The organism is Pseudomonas protegens (assembly GCF_003363755.1).
GTDB lineage: Bacteria > Pseudomonadota > Gammaproteobacteria > Pseudomonadales > Pseudomonadaceae > Aquipseudomonas > Aquipseudomonas danubii.
This window is the reverse complement of record NZ_CP031396.1, coordinates 4973144-4991847: the sequence shown is the minus strand read 5'-3', so window position 1 is coordinate 4991847 and position 18704 is coordinate 4973144. Positions and strand designations below refer to the sequence as shown.

Annotated in this window: 15 protein-coding genes; 12 read left to right on the top strand and 3 right to left on the bottom strand. The window is 62.1% G+C overall.

What is annotated here, in order from left to right; all coding sequences use genetic code 11:
- Window positions 1-91: 91 nt before the first annotated feature.
- Window positions 92-2941: an RNA polymerase-associated protein RapA gene (rapA, locus tag DWF74_RS22595; RefSeq protein ID WP_102861486.1), complete on the top strand. Its 2850-nt coding sequence runs from the start codon at window positions 92-94 to the stop codon at window positions 2939-2941.
- Window positions 2942-3004: 63 nt separating this feature from the next.
- On the opposite strand, the gene DWF74_RS22590 is transcribed toward rapA, so the two are convergent.
- Window positions 3005-4351: a spinster family MFS transporter gene (locus DWF74_RS22590; protein WP_102861485.1), complete on the bottom strand. Its 1347-nt coding sequence runs from the start codon at window positions 4349-4351 to the stop codon at window positions 3005-3007.
- A gap of 329 nt (window positions 4352-4680) precedes the next feature.
- Here DWF74_RS22590 and DWF74_RS22585 point away from each other — a divergent pair, with 329 nt between their 5' ends.
- On the top strand, window positions 4681-5049 hold the full coding sequence (locus DWF74_RS22585) for a YkgJ family cysteine cluster protein (RefSeq protein ID WP_102861484.1): 369 nt from the start codon (window positions 4681-4683) through the stop codon (window positions 5047-5049).
- Window positions 5050-5191: 142 nt separating this feature from the next.
- Window positions 5192-7468, top strand: coding sequence for a putative bifunctional diguanylate cyclase/phosphodiesterase (locus DWF74_RS22580; protein ID WP_115581741.1), 2277 nt, complete (start codon window positions 5192-5194; stop codon window positions 7466-7468).
- Here DWF74_RS22580 and DWF74_RS22575 read toward each other — a convergent pair.
- Window positions 7359-8255 carry an NAD(P)-dependent oxidoreductase gene (locus tag DWF74_RS22575; RefSeq protein WP_115581740.1) on the bottom strand — a complete coding sequence of 299 codons (897 nt, stop codon included), beginning with the start codon at window positions 8253-8255 and terminating at the stop codon, window positions 7359-7361. The two genes, DWF74_RS22580 and DWF74_RS22575, sit on opposite strands and share 110 nt — an antisense overlap.
- Before the next feature lie 197 nt (window positions 8256-8452).
- Here DWF74_RS22575 and DWF74_RS22570 point away from each other — a divergent pair, with 197 nt between their 5' ends.
- Entirely contained in the window at window positions 8453-10633 is a 2181-nt protein-coding gene (locus DWF74_RS22570; RefSeq protein ID WP_102861481.1) for a hypothetical protein, read from the top strand.
- 289 nt (window positions 10634-10922) lie between these two features.
- Here DWF74_RS22570 and DWF74_RS22565 read toward each other — a convergent pair whose 3' ends face one another.
- The gene (locus tag DWF74_RS22565; protein ID WP_115581739.1) at window positions 10923-11228 is read right to left on the bottom strand and encodes a DUF2288 domain-containing protein; all 306 of its coding nucleotides are present in this window, start codon (window positions 11226-11228) and stop codon (window positions 10923-10925) included.
- Window positions 11229-11567: 339 nt separating this feature from the next.
- Here DWF74_RS22565 and DWF74_RS22560 point away from each other — a divergent pair, with 339 nt between their 5' ends.
- The 8 genes from DWF74_RS22560 (at window position 11568) to DWF74_RS22525 (ending at window position 18704) form a co-directional block, all read left to right on the top strand.
- Window positions 11568-12695 carry a branched-chain amino acid ABC transporter substrate-binding protein gene (locus tag DWF74_RS22560; RefSeq protein WP_102861479.1) on the top strand — a complete coding sequence of 376 codons (1128 nt, stop codon included), beginning with the start codon at window positions 11568-11570 and terminating at the stop codon, window positions 12693-12695.
- 230 nt (window positions 12696-12925) lie between these two features.
- Window positions 12926-13849, top strand: coding sequence for a high-affinity branched-chain amino acid ABC transporter permease LivH (livH, locus tag DWF74_RS22555; protein ID WP_102861478.1), 924 nt, complete (start codon window positions 12926-12928; stop codon window positions 13847-13849).
- Complete coding sequence (locus DWF74_RS22550) at window positions 13846-15102, top strand: high-affinity branched-chain amino acid ABC transporter permease LivM (protein WP_102861477.1); 1257 nt, start codon at window positions 13846-13848, stop codon at window positions 15100-15102. Before livH ends, DWF74_RS22550 begins: the two co-directional genes overlap by 4 nt.
- Complete coding sequence (livG, locus tag DWF74_RS22545; protein WP_016967588.1) at window positions 15099-15866, top strand: high-affinity branched-chain amino acid ABC transporter ATP-binding protein LivG; 768 nt, start codon at window positions 15099-15101, stop codon at window positions 15864-15866. The genes DWF74_RS22550 and livG overlap by 4 nt, the downstream gene beginning before the upstream one ends.
- The gene (locus DWF74_RS22540) at window positions 15867-16568 is read left to right on the top strand and encodes an ABC transporter ATP-binding protein (RefSeq protein WP_025127774.1); all 702 of its coding nucleotides are present in this window, start codon (window positions 15867-15869) and stop codon (window positions 16566-16568) included.
- A 147-nt stretch (window positions 16569-16715) separates the two neighbouring features.
- Window positions 16716-17021: a BufA1 family periplasmic bufferin-type metallophore gene (locus tag DWF74_RS22535; RefSeq protein ID WP_102861476.1), complete on the top strand. Its 306-nt coding sequence runs from the start codon at window positions 16716-16718 to the stop codon at window positions 17019-17021.
- A 22-nt stretch (window positions 17022-17043) separates the two neighbouring features.
- Complete coding sequence (gene bufB / locus DWF74_RS22530) at window positions 17044-17937, top strand: MNIO family bufferin maturase (protein WP_430757459.1); 894 nt, start codon at window positions 17044-17046, stop codon at window positions 17935-17937.
- Window positions 17934-18704, top strand: coding sequence for an HvfC/BufC N-terminal domain-containing protein (locus DWF74_RS22525; protein WP_102861474.1), 771 nt, complete (start codon window positions 17934-17936; stop codon window positions 18702-18704). Before bufB ends, DWF74_RS22525 begins: the two co-directional genes overlap by 4 nt.

Here is an 18704-nt window from a genome sequence, read left to right as displayed (position 1 = left end):
TTTTATTCCAGGGGTTTTTATCAGAGTTCTTTGGACTGGAAGCGTCGTTCCGTTAAGATAGTCGGCTTTTTCAAAGCGGGAGTCAGGCAGCATGGCGCAGCAGTATCAACCGGGGCAACGCTGGATTAGTGACAGCGAAGCCGAGCTAGGTTTAGGCACCGTTCTGGCACAGGACGGTCGCTTGCTGACCGTGCTCTATCCGGCCACTGGCGACACCCGCCAGTATGCGCTACGGAATGCGCCCCTCACTCGCGTGAGGTTCTCTCCTGGGGACAGCATCACCCACTTCGAAGGCTGGAAAATGACCGTTCAGGAAGTCGACGACGTCGACGGCCTGCTGGTCTATCACGGCCTCAACGGGCAGAACGAGGCCGTTACCCTGCCGGAAACCCAACTCTCGAACTTCATCCAGTTCCGTCTGGCCAGCGACCGTCTGTTCGCCGGACAGATCGACCCGCTGGCCTGGTTCTCCCTGCGCTACCACACCCTGGAACACACCAGCCGCCAACTGCAGTCCTCGCTCTGGGGCCTGGGCGGCGTGCGCGCCCAACCCATCGCCCACCAGTTGCACATTGCCCGTGAAGTCGCCGACCGTATCGCGCCACGGGTCCTGCTGGCGGACGAAGTGGGCCTGGGCAAGACCATCGAGGCCGGCCTGGTCATCCATCGCCAACTGCTCTCGGGCCGCGCCAGCCGGGTGCTGATCCTGGTTCCGGAAAACCTCCAGCACCAGTGGCTGGTGGAAATGCGCCGGCGCTTCAACCTGCAAGTGGCACTGTTCGACGAAGAGCGCTTTATCGAAAGCGATGCCAGCAACCCGTTCGAAGACACCCAGTTGGCCCTGGTGGCCCTGGAGTGGCTGGTGGACGACGAGAAGGCCCAGGACGCGCTGTTCGCCGCCGGCTGGGACCTGATGGTGGTGGACGAAGCCCACCACCTGGTCTGGCACGAAGATCAGGTCAGCCCGGAATACGCCCTGGTGGAACAGCTGGCCGAGACTATCCCTGGCGTGCTGCTGCTGACCGCGACCCCGGAACAACTGGGCCAGGACAGCCACTTCGCCCGTTTGCGCCTGCTGGACCCGAATCGCTTCCACGACCTCGCGGCCTTCCGCGCCGAGAGCGAGAACTACCGCCCGGTGGCCGAAGCGGTGCAAGAACTGATGGATAAAGGCCGCCTGTCTCCCGAGGCGCACAAGACCATCCACGGCTTCCTCGGCAACGAAGGCGAAGCCCTGCTGGCCGCGGTCAACGACGGCGACAGCGAAGCCAGTGCACGCCTGGTGCGCGAACTGCTGGACCGCCACGGCACCGGCCGCGTGCTGTTCCGCAACACCCGCGCCGCCGTGCAGGGTTTCCCGGAGCGCAAGCTGCACGCCTACCCGCTGCCATGCCCGGACGAATACCTGGAACTGCCCCTGGGCGAACACGCCGAGCTGTATCCGGAAGTCAGCTTCCAGGCCCAGCCCGACGCCAGCGATGAAGAACAGCGCTGGTGGAAATTCGACCCGCGGGTCGAGTGGCTGATCGACCAGCTGAAGATGCTCAAGCGCACCAAGGTCCTGGTGATCTGCGCCCACGCGGAAACCGCCATGGATCTGGAAGACGCCCTGCGCGTGCGCTCCGGCATTCCGGCCACGGTCTTCCATGAAGGCATGAACATCCTCGAACGCGACCGCGCGGCGGCCTACTTCGCCGATGAAGAGTTCGGCGCCCAGGTGCTGATCTGCTCGGAAATCGGCAGTGAAGGCCGCAACTTCCAGTTCGCCCACCACCTGGTGCTGTTCGATCTGCCGTCGCACCCGGACCTGCTGGAGCAGCGGATCGGCCGTCTGGACCGGATCGGCCAGAAACACGTGATCGAACTGCATGTGCCGTACCTGGAAACCAGCCCGCAAGAGCGCCTGTTCCAGTGGTATCACGAAGCCCTGAACGCCTTCCTCAACACCTGCCCGACCGGCAACGCCTTGCAGCACCAGTTCGGCCCGCGCCTGCTGCCGCTGCTGGAAAACGCCGACGACGGCGAGTGGCAAGCCCTGATCGACGAAGCCCGTGGCGAACGCGAGCGCTTGGAAGCCGAGTTGCATACCGGCCGCGACCGCCTGCTGGAGCTCAACTCCGGCGGCGCCGGTGAAGGCGATGCGCTGGTGGAAGCGATCCTCGAACAGGACGACCAGTTCGCCCTGCCGATCTACATGGAGACCCTGTTCGACGCCTTCGGCATCGACAGCGAGGACCATTCGGAAAACGCCCTTATCCTCAAGCCCAGCGAGAAGATGCTCGATGCCAGCTTCCCCCTGGGCGACGACGAAGGCGTGACCATCACCTACGACCGCAACCAGGCGCTGTCCCGCGAAGACATGCAGTTCATCACCTGGGAGCACCCGATGGTGCAGGGCGGCATGGATCTGGTGCTGTCCGGTTCCATGGGCAACACCGCCGTGGCGCTGATCAAGAACAAGGCGCTCAAACCCGGCACCGTGCTGCTTGAGCTGCTGTATGTGAGTGAAGTCGTGGCCCCGCGTTCGCTGCAACTGGGCCGCTACCTGCCGCCGGCCGCCCTGCGCTGCCTGCTGGACGCCAACGGCAACGACCTGTCGGCACGGGTGGCTTTCGAGACCCTCAACGACCAACTGGAAAGCGTGCCCAAGGCCAGCGCCAACAAGTTCATCCAGGCTCAGCGCGACCAGCTGGCGCCGAAGATCAACGCTGGCGAAGCCAAGGTCGCACCGCGTCACGCCGAGCGCGTGGCCGAGGCGCAACGGCGCCTGGCGGCCGATACCGATGAAGAACTGGCGCGCCTGACCGCGTTGCAAGCGGTCAACCCGACCGTCCGTGACAGCGAGCTGGTCGCCCTGCGCAAGCAACGGGAACAGGGTCTGGCGATGCTGGAAAAAGCCGCCCTGCGCCTGGAAGCGATCCGGGTGCTGGTGGCGGGCTGATTGCCCGACGCCAAGCGCTAAACAAAAGGCCCGCATCGTGCGGGCCTTTTTTCATCTGCCAGATCAGACCGCCAACGCCGTCGCCGCAGGCTCAGCCAGCGCCAGCCCCTCCTTCATGCGCTGGGCATCGCGGACAAAGCAACGCGCGGCCTGGAACAGAAACAGCAGGGTCAGGAACAGCGCCACCGGAATCAGGTACATGGCGTCGTGCAGGCCGATGGCCTTGAACTCCTCGGTCATCAGCTCGGCACCGGCGGCATACATCGCCGAGTGGGCGAAGTGATCCGACAGCGCGCCGACCACCACTGGTCCCAACCCGCCGCCCAGCAGGTACAGACCGGCGAAAAACAAGGCCATGGCCGTGGCCCGCAAACGGGGTTCGACCACGTCCTGCAAGGCGGTATAGACGCAGGTGTAGAAGTTGTAGGCAAACAGCCAGCCGACGCTGAACACTGCAACAAATACCCCGATCTCGACGCGCCCGGCATGCAACGCCCAGCCAGTGGCCAAGGTCGAGATGACCAGGCTGCAGGCCGCGAACAGCAGGCGGCCGTTGGCAACCCGCTGATGAATCTTGTCGGCGACCCAGCCACCCAGGGTCAAACCCACCAACCCGGTCACACCGACAATCAGCCCCGTCGCCATGGCCGCCTCCTGCAAGGGCATGAGGAAGTAACGCTGCAGCATCGGCACCAGGAAGGAGTTGCAGGCGTAAGTGGCGAAGTTGAAGGTCAGCCCGGCCAAGGTCAGCCAGAGAAAGGTCGGAATCGCCAACACCCGGCGAATCGGACGGTCGACAGGCACTTGCGCCACCTTCACCGCTTCCGCCGCGCCGCGCTTGGGCTCCTTGATGAAAAACATGAACACCGCCAGCACCAACCCGGGTACCGCAGCGATGAAGAACGGTGCCCGCCAGCTGTCGAAAGCCTTGACCATGGCCCCGATGGTGAAGAACGCCAGCACCAGCCCCAGGGGCAGCCCAAGCATGAAGATACCCATGGCCCGGGCCCGGCGGTGCGCGGGGAACAGGTCGCCGATCAGCGAGTTGGCCGCCGGTGCGTAGCTCGCCTCGCCAATGCCCACCCCCATGCGCACCAGCAGGAAACTCCAGAAACTGCCGACCATGCCGTTGACCGCCGTCAGCCCGCTCCACACCGCCAGGCCCCAGCCCATCAGCTTGCTCCGCGAGCCGGTATCGGCCAGGCGCCCGAGGGGCAGGCCGGCGATGGCGTAGACGATGGTAAAGGCGGTGCCGATGATCCCCAGCTGGAAGTCACTCAAGTGCCATTCCATGCGGATCGGCTCGATGATGATGGCGGGAATGGTGCGGTCGAAGAAGTTGAACAGGTTTGCCAAAAACAACAGGAACAGAATGCGCCAGGCATTTGCCGCTTGAGTCGAGTTATCCATGGGGTCGATCTCTTTATTGTTATTCGGCCAGACGCGAGCGAGCCTGGAAGCTGCAATCTAGTCAGGCCCGGCTTGGCTGTCTGTGATCATTCGTCAGCCTGATATCAAACCATCGCATGCCGGCCCCGGCCGCGACCTTCAAAACCCTCACAGCGCGGCGCGGCGAATTCGCCACAGCCCCCATTACCCGGGGCTTTCCCAGTCTTTTCAAGGGCTTGGCCGGCACTGAAAAAATACCTGGCGCCCCCCCTTCCCAAGGCCGATGGGAAGCCTAGAATAGCCGCCTTGCCTGCCCCCCCTTACCCTTCCCTCTCCCTTTGAATACGCCTATGTCCGAAGCCAGTCCGTGTCTGAATTGCGGTGCCTGCTGTTCATACTTTCGTGTGTCTTTTTTCTGGGGCGAATGCGCCTCATCCGGTGGCACGGTCCCCGACGATCTGGTGCAGAGCATCAGTCCCACTCGGGTAGCCATGCTCGGCACCGACTGCAAATCGCCGCGCTGCATCGCCCTTGAAGGCGAGGTCGGCCAGGGCGTGAGCTGCTCGATTTATGAGCAGCGTTCCAGCCCCTGCCGGGAGTTCGAAGCCTCCTGGGCCGACGGCCAGCACAACAGCGACTGTGACGCCGCCCGGGCCGCCTTTGGCCTGGCGCCCCTGGAGCCGCTGGATCACGAGCCCTGGTTCGAGAAAAGCGCATAGCACCATTGGCGATAGGGTTCATAAGCAAATCATTAGAGCCAGATTGCCACCTCCCATTGCAGCCAACAGGTGCCTTCTATACTGCAAGCACTTGTTGGCGCGCGGGTCCGCCGACACCACATGACTCAGAGATGGGCATGCTATGGAATGGCTGGGTCTGCATTTCCTCACCGAGCTTCCAGATAGCGGGCAAGTGGTTCTGCAATGCAGTCACAACCCGGTCCTGGTGCTGCTGGCTTATCTGGTGGCCTGTGCCGCCAGCTTCGCGACACTGGATATGGCCGAACGTGTCAGCCACGTCGAACAAGCCACCCATCAACGCCTGTGGCGCTGGGTCGGGGTCTGCTGTCTGGCCGGCGGTATCTGGGCCATGCACTTCATCGCCATGCTGGCGCTCGAAGTCCCCCTGGAAATCCAGTACGACCTGCCACTGACCCTGGTTTCCCTGCTCCTCGCCCTGATCGCCGCCTGGCTGGCAATGAACACCTTGAGCCATATCGAGCTACCGCTCTGGCGCTATGGCGTGGCCTCGGTGTGGATTGGCCTGGGCATCTGCTGCATGCATTACGTGGGCATGGCCGCTATGCGCTCCAGTGCCAGCCTGTACTACGAACCCATGCTCATGGGGCTGTCGCTGCTGGTGGCGATCGGCGGCAGCCTGGCCGCGCTGCTGCTGTCCCGGCACTTGCGCGATGGCAGCGGGATGTTCCATCAACTGCTCAAGTACGCCAGCAGCCTGGTGTTGGGTGGCGCCATCGTGCTGATGCATTTCACCGGCATCTGGTCCATGACCCTGGTGCTGCCCGCGGGCAGCCTGCCGACCTCAGTGGCACCCAACGGCCACATGCAACTGGGCCTGACCCTCAGCGTGATCACGCTCCTGATCATCGCCAGCGGTATCAGTGCGGCCCTGGCGGACAAGAAGCTGCAACACAAGGAGCGGGACCTGCGTCGGGTCAACGCCTTGCTCTCGCAACTGGACCAGGCCAGGGCCTCGCTGCAGCAGGTGGCTCATTACGATGCCCTGACCAACCTGATCAACCGCCGTGGCTTCAACCAACTGTTCGCGGAAAAACTCATGGAGAAAAACACCTTCGGCGGCATGCTGGCGGTGATGTTCCTCGACATCGACCACTTCAAGCGAATCAACGACAGCCTCGGCCACGATGCCGGCGACGAGTTGCTCAAGGTCATCGCAGGGCATATCAAGAGTTCCACCCGCAGCCATGAAGACGTGGTGGCACGCCTGGGTGGCGATGAATTCTGCATTCTCATCAACCTCCATGAGCGAGATGAGGCGCGGCTCATGGCCCAGCGCATCATGCAGAAGATGAAGGAACCGATCGAACTGGGGGGCCGGCGCATGGTGATGACCACCAGCATCGGCATCAGTGTCTTCCCTGACGACGGCAAGACCTGCGAGGAGCTGCTGAAGAACGCCGACCTGGCGCTCTATCAGTCCAAGGGTGCCGGGCGCAACAGCCTGCACTTCTTCAGCTCCAACCTGAAGACCCGCGCCACCCTGGAGCTGCAACTGGAAGAAGAGCTGCGCAATGCCCTGCGCGACGATCAAGGGCTGCTGCTGTATTACCAGCCGATCTACGACCTCAAGCTCGGCAGGGTCACCAAGCTCGAAGCCCTGGTCCGCTGGCAACATCCGCAGCATGGATTGCTGTTACCGGATCGCTTCATCGACATTGCCGAAACCAACGGCATGATCGCCGAGCTGGACAACTGGGTATTGCGCAAGGCTTGCGAGGACCTGGCCTACCTGTCCCAAAACGGCAGTGGCGAGTTGAAGATCGCAGTCAACTGCTCGGCCCTGAACCTGACCCGTGACACCCTGGCCGAGGAAATCGCGGCCGCCCTGCGTGACGCCCAGGTAGCCCCGCAACGCCTGGAACTGGAGGTCACGGAAAACGCCCTGATGGGCAACATCGCCAGTACCCTGGCCCTGCTCCAGCAGATCCGCGACCTGGGCGTATCCCTGTCGATCGACGACTTCGGCACCGGTTACTCATCCCTGGCCTACCTCAAGCGCCTGCCGCTCAATACCCTGAAGATCGATCGATCGTTCATCCAGGACATCCCCAAATCGACCCAGGACAGGGAAATAGTCCAGGCAATCATCGTCATGGCCCACACCCTGCACCTGCAGGTGGTCACCGAAGGGGTCGAGACCCTGGAGCAGCAGCAGTTCCTCGAACACTACGGCTGCGACTACCTGCAGGGCTACCTGCTCAGTCGCCCGGTGCCGCTGCAGGACCTGGGTCGGGTACTGGATGAACTGAACCAGCGCCACGACAGGCTCAATCTGCGGATGCCGGGTCTCGATAGAGGCGAATCAGGGTCGCCGGGTCCTGCTCCAGATAGCCCTGCCCACCATGCAGACGCATCAACTGCGCAGCTAATCCGCTGATCGGCGTAGCCGAACCCTGCTCCCGGGAAAACTTCACCGCACCGTCCAGATCCTTGAGCAGGGTCCGCACATGCCATTTCACCGGTTCGAAACGGCTCTCAGCCATCTGCGGGGCCAGGATCTGCAGCGGCTTGGAGTCAGCGAAACCGCCGGCCAGGGCCTCGGCAATCAACCGTGCATCCACGCCGGAACGCTCCGCCAGGGCCACCACTTCGGCAATCACCAGGGCATTGCAGGCAACAATCATCTGGTTGCAGGCCTTGGTGACCTGGCCTGCCCCCACAGCCCCCATGTGCGTGACCCGCTCCCCCAGGGCCAGCAACACCGGGCGGACCCGTTCGATATCCGCCGCCTCGCCGCCCACCATGATCGCCAGGCTGCCGGACTCGGCACCGGGGGTTCCACCGGAAACCGGGGCATCGACCCAGGCCATGCCGGTGTCGCGAGCCAGCATCGCGGCCATCTCCCGGGTGGCGGTGGGTTCCAGGCTGGACAGGTCCAGCAGCAGTTGCCCGGCCCGGGCGCCCTGGGCGATGCCATCGGCAGCAAACACCACCTGGCGCACCACGTCAGTGTTGGCCAGGCACAGCAGCACCAGATCCGCGTGCTCGCACAGCTGCGCGGGTGTGGCCACTTGTCGCGCCCCGGCGGCCACCAGGGACGCGCACTTCTGCGGATTGCGGTTCCACACCGTCAGCGGATAGCCCGCAGCCAGCAGGCGCCGGCACATGGGCAGCCCCATCAGGCCGATCCCGGCAAACCCGAGTGAAGGTAACGCTGACATCATATTGCCCCCATTTGATTAAAGATCATCGAATACTGGCCGATTCATCATGATTCAGGAAAGGATTCCCCCGAGCGACGCTCAGTAAATACCCTGACGCCTTGGGCAAAATTCGCGCTCCACGCAGCGGCGAGGTCCCATTCCGTGATGGTTCGCTGACACCTCGTCTCGAGCCAACCAGACCAGGCATATGGCGCACAATGACTTCTAAAAACAATCCTGCCAACGCAGTCTCCGAGATGACGCTGACCTCCCCCACATCAAGCCACTCAGATACGAAGCCATTGTCCAGTTCACGCCCCCTGTCGACCCAGCAGTACCTGTATTTCACCGAAACCAACACCGACCGCATCCTCGACAACCTCGATGGCCTGCGCGACTCCGTGTTCCCGCGCCCGCCGCACCTGGAAGACGAGCAGGAAAATCGCCGTGACCAGGAATTCCCGTCGGTGTGCCTGATCGGCCTGGGCCGCTGCGGCTCCAACATCGCCCTGGATGTGGCGGAGCTGGTGTACAACGCCCGCAAGTTCTACCTCAACGAATTCAATAACGAAGACAAGGCCTACGAAGGCGGCTACAGCCCCGGCCAGTGGATCCGCCAGAACCTGCGCCTGGGCCAGAGCAAGGCCAGCAAACCGGTATTCCTGGTGGAGCCCCTGGTGATGCTCGGTGACCTGGACAAGGACATCGCCGGGCGCATCCGCTTCTCGCGCAAGGGCGAAAAGAGCGGCTTCATCCGCGACTACAGCAAGATGAAGATCATGGACCTGTCGGAAGTCCACGCCGGCGGCGCCGGTAACGCGCCGATACTCGGCCAGTACCTGGCCAAGATCATCCTCAACAAGGACACCCAGCGTTTCTCCAGCCCCGACTGGAAAATGATCCACTCGTACCTGATCGATTCCTGCGGGATCAAGGCCAACCAGTCGCGCCTGTACTTCTCGATCTTCAGTGCCGGTGGCGGTACCGGCTCGGGCATGGCTTCGGAATTCGGCCTGGCCCAGCAGTACTCGTACATGAACAAGACCTTCGACACCAAGCCGATGGACGAGCACGACAGCAAGAGCGGGCACTCCTTCGTCTTCGAGCCGATCTTCACCAGCGGCATCTGCGTACTGCCGAACATCTCGGACCATCGCAGCGAAATGTCCGAGGCGCTGCACATCAACGCCGGCCGCCTGCTGTGCAAATACCTTTCGGAAGAGTGGGACTTCTCCTACAACTTCGACAACGAAGACAGCAGCGAAGCCAGCGTCATGGGGCGGATCCGCCCGTGGAACGCGATGATGCTGATCTCCAACGACATCATGCGCTATGCCGAAGAAAGCGATGACGGCAACATCCAGAACATTGACGTCAACGCCATGGAGAAGCACGCCAACCAGTACATCTCCCAGCAGATCTTCAACATCCTCACTGCCCAGGCAGTGACCACCGACTACGACCAGAACTACTTCCGTCGCGCCGGCATCGACATCGGCGAGACCATCCGCCTGGACGCCAACGACCTGTTCATGAGCCTGGCCGGCCCGGTGGCGATCGCCTACGCCGAATCCGTGGTGCCGGAGCAGCCGGTGCCCACCGGCGACAAGTTCAAGGTGTTCGAGAAAGAGCCGCAGCGCCTGAACATCGACGACCTGTTCTTCCGCTCCATCGACCTGCCGCATTTCAACAAGGTGACCCAGGCCATTGAAGGCATCAGCCTGCTGCCCATCGAGTCCAAGCGCTATCGTGCGGCTCTGGAGCAGTACAAGGCCTCGGGGTATGACGCCGCGGCGCTGCACGACCTGCACTTCTTCAAGAACTGCTCGTCGGTGGTATCGATTGTGTCCCTGCCCAAGGACTACAAGCTGTCCTACATGGACCTGAACCGGCTCAAGACTCACCTCAACAGCCTGTTCCCCAACACCACCCTCAAGCGCTACGCGCTGGTGATCGGCGCCTCGGCCAACCTGTCGCTGACCACCCTGATCGCCAAGAGCCCGTGCCTGTCGGATGACTTCCTGACCCTGATCGTGGCCTTTATCAAGCGTTGCTTTGCGCGCAATCCGTACCGTTTCGACGACACCCTGGACAACTCGGTGCTGGATTTCATCGTCAGCGAGCAATTCGACGAAGACCGCATCGACGATCTGCTCAACGAATTCGAGAACCCGGCGAAGATCCTCGATACCAACTGGTACGCGATCAAGCCGATGTACGAGAAGAAGTACCGCGAGCTGATCAACGACAAGGACAAGTTCGTCTCGATCAACGACATCCGCCTGTCCCGCGATTGCGTGAAGAAGGCCATCAAGTACCTGCGCGAGATCTACCGTCACCGCATCGGCAAGACCCGGGTCATCTCCCTCAATAGCCACACCGGCAAGACCGCCTATTAAGAAGGGCTTCGCCAGCGAGCCGGCTCCTACACAGCAGGGAAAAAACCTGCTGCCCTGTAGGGGCGGCCGGGCGGCGTTCCGCTCGCCGGCCAATGGTCTATTTGTTCACACCACGAAACAATTAAGCAGCTCGTCGGACCGACTTGAAACTGTGCCCCTTCCGTGAACGTCACCCTGGCTGAAATCCCTGTGGGGCCTTTCTCCACGGCAAGATGCCATCACTGGACTCACGGTTACTCGGCTACACACTTTTGTCCGACAAAATAGCGCACCAGATTGGCGCACACCTTCAGCGCGGCGCCCTCTCCTGGGTCAGAATCCAGGGCGAGACCACCACGGCCCACAGCTGCGGATCACGCTCCAACAGATCGGACGCCCGCGTCGCAGGCAGCTTTTCAACCTTCCCTTCGGCCAGCCAGGCCGCGACTTTTTGTGCCTGATTCTCCGCTACCGCCTGGGCCGCCTCGATCAGATCCAGGTCGGCGTCGACCCACAATAGGGCACCCTTGGCAAAGAACGGCTCCAGTTCCTTCCAGCTGATAGATGCGGTCTCACCAAGCAGCTTGGCATAGAGGGTGCTAGGTTCTTGAGTCATGGGACTGTCCAGAAATGAAATCGGCGCAATCATAACGTCGGTGCTCTGGCAGAAAAACCCAGAAGCAAATGCATCACCGATCGAGAAGCTCAGAAGCGCCAGGGACTGACGCCGAACCGGGCGCGAGCCACGCCGCAAATCTGTCTTTTTCTTTCGATTAAGCGACACCCCGCGTTTTTGCCCCCAGCCGCCAGCTTTTCAAGCGAACAACCGGCGCTCTACACTGTACCGGTACAGTTGCCAGGGGCACTTCCGACGGATATTCGCGATATATCTGATTCGGTTCTGCGACCAAGGCCGCCGGAACTATAAAAATTACAACAGTAAGAGTGGAGCACTATGAATAAGGCTACTAAGCAGATTTCCAAACTGTTTGCCGCTATGGTCCTGGCCGGTGTTGCCAGCCATTCGTTCGCAGCTGACACCATCAAGATCGGTATCGCCGGCCCCAAGACCGGCCCGGTAGCCCAGTACGGCGACATGCAGTTCAGTGGCGCAAAAATGGCCATCGAGCAGATCAACGCCAAGGGCGGCGTCAACGGCAAGAAGCTCGAAGCCGTTGAATACGATGACGCCTGTGATCCAAAACAAGCCGTGGCGGTGGCCAACAAAGTGGTCAACGATGGCGTCAAGTTCGTGGTCGGCCACCTGTGCTCCAGCTCCACTCAACCCGCTTCCGACATCTACGAAGATGAAGGCGTGATCATGATCACCCCGGCAGCCACCAGCCCGGACATCACCGCCCGTGGTTACAAAATGGTGTTCCGCACCATCGGCCTGGACAGCGCCCAGGGCCCTGCCGCCGGTAACTACATCGCCGACCACGTGAAGCCAAAAGTCGTTGCCGTACTCCACGACAAACAGCAGTACGGTGAAGGCATCGCCAGCGCCGTGAAGCAGACCCTGGAGAAGAAAGGCACCAAGGTGGCCGTGTTCGAAGGCATCAACGCCGGCGACAAGGACTTCTCTTCGCTGATCGCCAAGCTCAAGCAAGCCAACGTCGACTTCGTCTACTACGGCGGCTACCACCCGGAGCTGGGCCTGATCCTGCGTCAATCCCAGGAAAAGGGCCTGAAGGCCAAGTTCATGGGTCCGGAAGGCGTGGGTAACGACTCCATCTCGCAGATCGCCAAGGACGCGTCCGAAGGCCTGCTGGTGACCCTGCCCAAATCCTTCGACCAGGACCCGGCCAACGTCGCCCTGGCTGACGCATTCAAGGCCAAGAAAGAAGACCCGAGCGGTCCTTTCGTATTCCCCTCCTACTCCGCGGTTGAAGTGATCGCTGGCGCCATCACCAACGCCAAGAGCGAAGACGCGGCCAAGGTGGCTGAAGCCATCCACGCCGGAACCTTCAAGACCCCGACCGGTGACTTGAGCTTCGACGCCAAGGGCGACTTGAAAGACTTCAAATTCGTGGTCTACGAGTGGCACTTCGGCAAACCTAAAACCGAAGTCTCTCCTCAGTAAGGCGCGCCCTGACTGACTGCCAATAAAGCCCACGGCTCGCCGTGGGCTTTGTTTTACGAATGTATGGGCCTGTGTTCCGTGATCCGGAATCCCGCCCACCTGAAAATCTCAAAACCGTCATCAGCGGTTCGCTGGCAAAACCCAGCCCGAAGTGGGTGCAGATCCACGGGGCCTGGGCGGGAAAATGACTCCACCAGTGAAATGCGTATCAGGTTTTTAGGAGCGTTGTAATGCCTGACCTCTATCACTTTTTCCAACAGCTGGTTAACGGTCTCACCGTTGGCAGCACGTATGCCCTGATCGCCATCGGCTATACGATGGTTTACGGCATCATTGGAATGATCAACTTCGCCCACGGCGAGGTGTACATGATCGGCTCCTATGTGGCGTTCATCGCCATCGCCGGGCTGGCCATGATGGGACTCGACAGCGTACCGCTGTTGATGACCGCAGCCTTTATCGCGAGCATCGTCGTCACCAGTGCCTACGGCTACAGCATCGAACGGATCGCCTACCGCCCCTTGCGGGGCAGTAACCGCCTGATCCCGCTGATCTCGGCCATCGGCATGTCGATCTTCCTGCAGAACACCGTTCTGCTGGCGCAAGACTCCAAGGACAAATCCATTCCCAACCTGATCCCGGGCAATTTCTCCATCGGGCCAGGTGGCGCACATGAAGTGCTGATTTCCTACATGCAGATCGTGGTATTCGTGGTGACCCTGGTGGCCATGCTCGGTCTGACGCTGTTCATCTCCCGTTCTCGTCTGGGTCGCGCCTGCCGTGCCTGTGCCGAAGACATCAAGATGGCCAACCTCCTGGGGATCAATACCAACAACATCATCGCCCTGACCTTCGTGATCGGCGCCGCACTGGCGGCCATCGCCGCCGTGCTGCTGAGCATGCAATACGGTGTGATCAACCCCAACGCCGGTTTCCTGGTGGGCCTCAAGGCCTTCACCGCAGCGGTCTTGGGCGGCATCGGCAGCATTCCGGGCGCGATGCTCGGCGGGCTGGTGCTGGGGGTGGCCGAAGCCTTTGGCGCCGACGTATTCGGCGACCAGTACAAGGACGTCGTAGCGTTCGGCCTGTTGGTTCTGGTGCTGTTGTTCCGTCCGACCGGCATTCTGGGCCGTCCGGAGGTTGAGAAAGTATGACTAGGAATCTTAAATCGGCGCTATTTAGCGCCTTGCTGGTCTGGGCCGTCGCCTACCCGGTACTGGGCCTGAAACTGACCATCGTCGGCATCAACCTGGAAGTCCACAACACCAGCCCGACCATCCTGGCCACCATCGCGGTGTGCTCGGTGCTGATGTTCCTGCGGGTGCTGTTCCATAGCCAGATCAGCGCCGCCTGGAAGTCCTCTCCCAGCATGCCGCTGATTCCGGCCAAGGCCAGCAACTTCCTGACCCTGCCGGGCACCCAGCGCTGGATCATCCTGGCATTGATCGTCGTTGCCCTGGTCTGGCCATTCTTTGGCTCCCGCGGTGCGGTGGACATCGCCACGCTGATCCTGATCTACGTGATGCTGGGCCTGGGCCTGAACATCGTCGTCGGTCTGGCCGGCCTGCTGGACCTGGGTTACGTGGGGTTCTATGCCGTCGGTGCCTACAGCTACGCGCTGCTCTCGCACTACTTCGGCCTGAGCTTCTGGATCTGCCTGCCGATCGCCGGGATGATGGCGGCCACCTTCGGCTTCCTGCTGGGCTTCCCGGTGCTGCGCCTGCGCGGTGACTACCTGGCGATCGTGACCCTGGGCTTTGGCGAGATCATCCGTCTGCTGCTACGCAACATGACCGATCTCACTGGCGGCCCGAACGGCATCAGCAACATCGACAAGCCGACCTTCTTCGGCCTGACTTTCGAGCGCAAGGCAGCAGAAGGCATGCAGACCTTCCACGAGTTCTTCGGCCTGCAATACAACTCGATCAACAAGGTGATCTTCCTCTACCTGGTGGCCCTGCTGCTGGCGCTGGCGGCGCTGTTCGTCATCAACCGCCTGCTGCGCATGCCCATCGGCCGTGCCTGGGAAGCCTTGCGTGAAGACGAGATTGCCTGCCGCGCGCTGGGCCTGAACCCCACCGTGATCAAGCTCTCGGCCTTTACCCTGGGCGCCGCGTTCGCCGGTTTCGCCGGCAGCTTCTTCGCCGCGCGCCAAGGCCTGGTGACCCCGGAGTCCTTCACCTTCATCGAGTCGGCGATCATCCTCGCCATCGTCGTGCTGGGTGGCATGGGCTCGCAGCTGGGTGTGATCCTGGCGGCGATCGTGATGATCCTCTTGCCTGAAATGATGCGTGAATTCAGCGAATACCGGATGTTGATGTTCGGCGCCATGATGGTGCTGATGATGATCTGGCGTCCTCAAGGTCTGCTGCCCATGCAACGTCCTCACATGGAGCTGCGCAAATGAGCCGTGAGATCCTCAAAGTAACCGGCCTGTCGATGCGCTTCGGCGGCCTGCTGGCGGTCAACGGCGTGGCCCTGACCGTCAAGGAAAAACAAGTGGTGGCGCTGATCGGCCCGAACGGCGCCGGCAAGACCACGGTGTTCAACTGCCTGACCGGTTTCTACCAGCCAAGCGCCGGCAGCATCCTCCTGGACGGTGAGCCGATCGAAGGCCTGCCGGGCCACCAGATCGCCCGCAAGGGTGTGGTGCGAACCTTCCAGAACGTGCGCCTGTTCAAGGACATGACCGCGGTCGAGAACCTGTTGATCGCCCAGCACCGTCACCTGAACACCAACTTCCTGGCCGGTCTGTTCAAGACCCCGGCGTTCCGCAAGAGCGAACGCGAAGCCATGGAGTACGCCGGCTACTGGCTGGACAAGGTCAACCTGCGGGAGTTTGCCAACCGTCCCGCCGGCACCCTGGCCTACGGTCAGCAACGGCGCCTGGAAATCGCCCGCTGCATGATGACCCGCCCGCGGATCCTCATGCTCGACGAGCCGGCCGCCGGCCTCAACCCCAAGGAAACCGAGGACCTCAAGGCGCTGATCAGCGTGTTGCGTGAGGAGCACAACGTCACCGTGCTGCTGATCGAGCACGACATGAAGCTGGTCATGAGCATTTCCGACCACATCGTGGTGATCAACCAGGGCACGCCCCTGGCCGACGGCACGCCGGAACAGATCCGCGACAATCCCGAAGTGATCAAAGCCTACCTGGGGGAAGCGTAAATGCTGCAGTTCGAAAACGTTTCCACCTACTACGGCAAGATCCAGGCGTTGCACAGCGTCAACGTCGAGATCCGCCAGGGCGAAATCGTCACCCTGATCGGCGCCAACGGCGCCGGCAAATCCACCCTGCTGATGACCCTCTGCGGCTCGCCACAGGCCCACAGCGGCAGCATCCGTTACCTGGGTGAAGAGCTGGTGGGGCAAAGCTCGGCGCAGATCATGCGCAAGAGCATTGCCGTGGTGCCGGAAGGCCGCCGGGTATTCGCCCGCCTGACCGTGGAAGAAAACCTCGCCATGGGCGGTTTCTTCACCGACAAGGGTGACTATCAGGAGCAGATGGACAAGGTCCTGGAGCTGTTTCCACGGCTCAAGGAGCGCTTCACCCAGCGCGGCGGCACCATGTCCGGCGGCGAACAGCAGATGCTTGCCATCGGTCGCGCGCTGATGAGCAAGCCCAAGCTGTTGCTCCTGGACGAACCGTCCCTGGGACTGGCGCCGATCATCATCCAGCAGATCTTCGACATCATCGAACAGCTGCGCCGCGACGGCGTGACGGTGTTCCTGGTGGAGCAGAACGCCAACCAGGCGCTGAAGATCGCCGACCGCGCCTATGTGCTGGAAAACGGCCGAGTGGTGATGCAAGGCACCGGCGAAGCGCTGCTGACCGATCCGAAGGTGCGCGAAGCCTATCTGGGCGGCTAAACACCTGCGTCACAAAAAACGGCCCTTCGGGGCCGTTTTTTTATTCCGGGAGAAAAAACTGTCCCGGGCTGTAACAAATGCCAATGAGCCTTCTCTAGAGGGGTAAGCAAGCACAAATGCTTCCTTACCCAACCGATCTGGAGAAACATCATGAGCACCACTCGCACCCTGTCCGCCACCGCCCTGGTCCTGGCCCTGGGCTCCGCCCTGAGCATCGCTGCCGTCTCCACCACCGCCCACGCCGCCGACGACATGGAGAAATGCTTCGGCGTGGCCATGAAGGGCAAGAACGACTGCGCCGCGGGCGCCGGCACCAGCTGCGCCGGCACCTCCAAGGTCAACGACCAGGCCAACGCCTGGAAACTGGTGCCCAAGGGCACTTGCGAAAAAACCGCCAGCAGCACCTCGCCCACCGGTTTCGGCCAGCTCGAAGCCTTCAAAGCCAAGTCCTGATCCTGCGCCAGCCTGAGTGTCGATGATGAACACCGCCTTGATCCCACGTCCCCGCCACGACATTCAGGCGTCCACCCCGAGCCTGCCGCCCTGTGCAGGCCTGGGGCTCAAGAGCCAACACTTCAAGGACGTCCTCGAACAGCGTCCCGACATTGGCTTTTTCGAGGTGCATGCCGAGAACTACATGGTGGCGGGCGGGCCCTTCCATCATTACCTGGGCCTGATTCGCCAGGAGTATCCCCTGTCGCTGCACGGTGTCGGTCTGTCCATTGGCGGCGAAGGCCCCCTGGACAGCGAGCATCTGCGGCGCCTGGCGGTGTTGATCGAGCGCTATCAACCCCAGTCCTTTTCCGAACACCTGGCCTGGTCGAGCCACGGCCCGGTGTTTCTCAACGACCTGCTGCCCCTGGCCTACGATGTGCCGACCCTGCAGCGGGTCTGCGACCACATCGACCAACTGCAGAATCATCTGGGGCGAACCATGCTGCTGGAAAACCCCGCTACCTACCTGCAGTTCCAACGCTCGACCCTGGACGAGACGGACTTCATTCGCGAAGTGATCCAGCGCAGCGGTTGCGGCCTGCTGCTGGACGTCAACAACCTCTACGTTTCCTGCATCAACCACCAGCGCGATCCCCTGGCCTATCTGCAGGCACTGCCGCTGCAGGCCGTGGGCGAGATCCATCTGGCCGGGTTCGCCGAAGACCAGGACAACCTCGGTGATCGCCTGTTAATCGACGACCACGGCGCCCCGGTGGACCGGGAAGTCTGGGCCCTGTACCAACAGGTGCTGGGGCGAATCGGCCCCATGGCCACCCTGATCGAACGGGACAATCAGGTGCCGAGCCTGACCACGCTGCTGGGGGAGGCCGCTCAGGCCCAGGCGCTGTTACACCAGGCGCGGGTGCAGCCATGAGCGACCACGCCCTCTTTGCCCAGGCGCTACTGAGCGCCGAATCCATCTGCCCGGAGGGGCTTTGCAGCAGCAACGGCGCCGATCCGGCCAGTCGCTTCGCGGTCTATCGCAACAACGTGCAAGGCTCGCTGATCAACGCTCTGGCGGAGGCCTACCCAGTGCTGGCGCAACTGGTGGGGCAGACATTCTTCAACGCCATGGCCCGTCTGTATGTGCAGGATTACCCTCCATACAGCCCGGTGATCAACGACTACGGCCAGGACCTGGCGGACTTCATCCAGGGTTTCGCTCCGGCAGCGACCCTGCCCTATCTGGCCGATATGGCGCGCTTGGAACGGCTGCGGGTCGAGGCTTATCACGCCGCCGACGCCGAGCCTCTGCAACCGGCCCAACTGCTGGCGGCAATGAACCAGCCCGATCGCCTCGGCCAGCTCTGCCTGCAGTTGCATCCGTCACTGCGCACCCTGCACTCGGCGTTCGCCGTCGTCAGCCTGTGGGCCGCTCACCAGAGCGACGCTGCCTGGCCGGCGTTCGACTTGCACCAGAGCCAGCACGCCCTGGTGCTGCGCGATGCCCTGGAGGTGCGGGTGATCGCACTGGACGCCGGCAGCGCTACCTTCATCGACAGCCTGCGCCACCACTGGCCGCTGGAAATCGCCGCCGCTTATGCCCTGGACGCCCAGGCCGACTTCGACCTGGGCCAGTGCCTGGGGCTGCTGCTGGCCCACGGCGCCCTCATTGACCTGCAACCTCACCAAAAGGCTTGA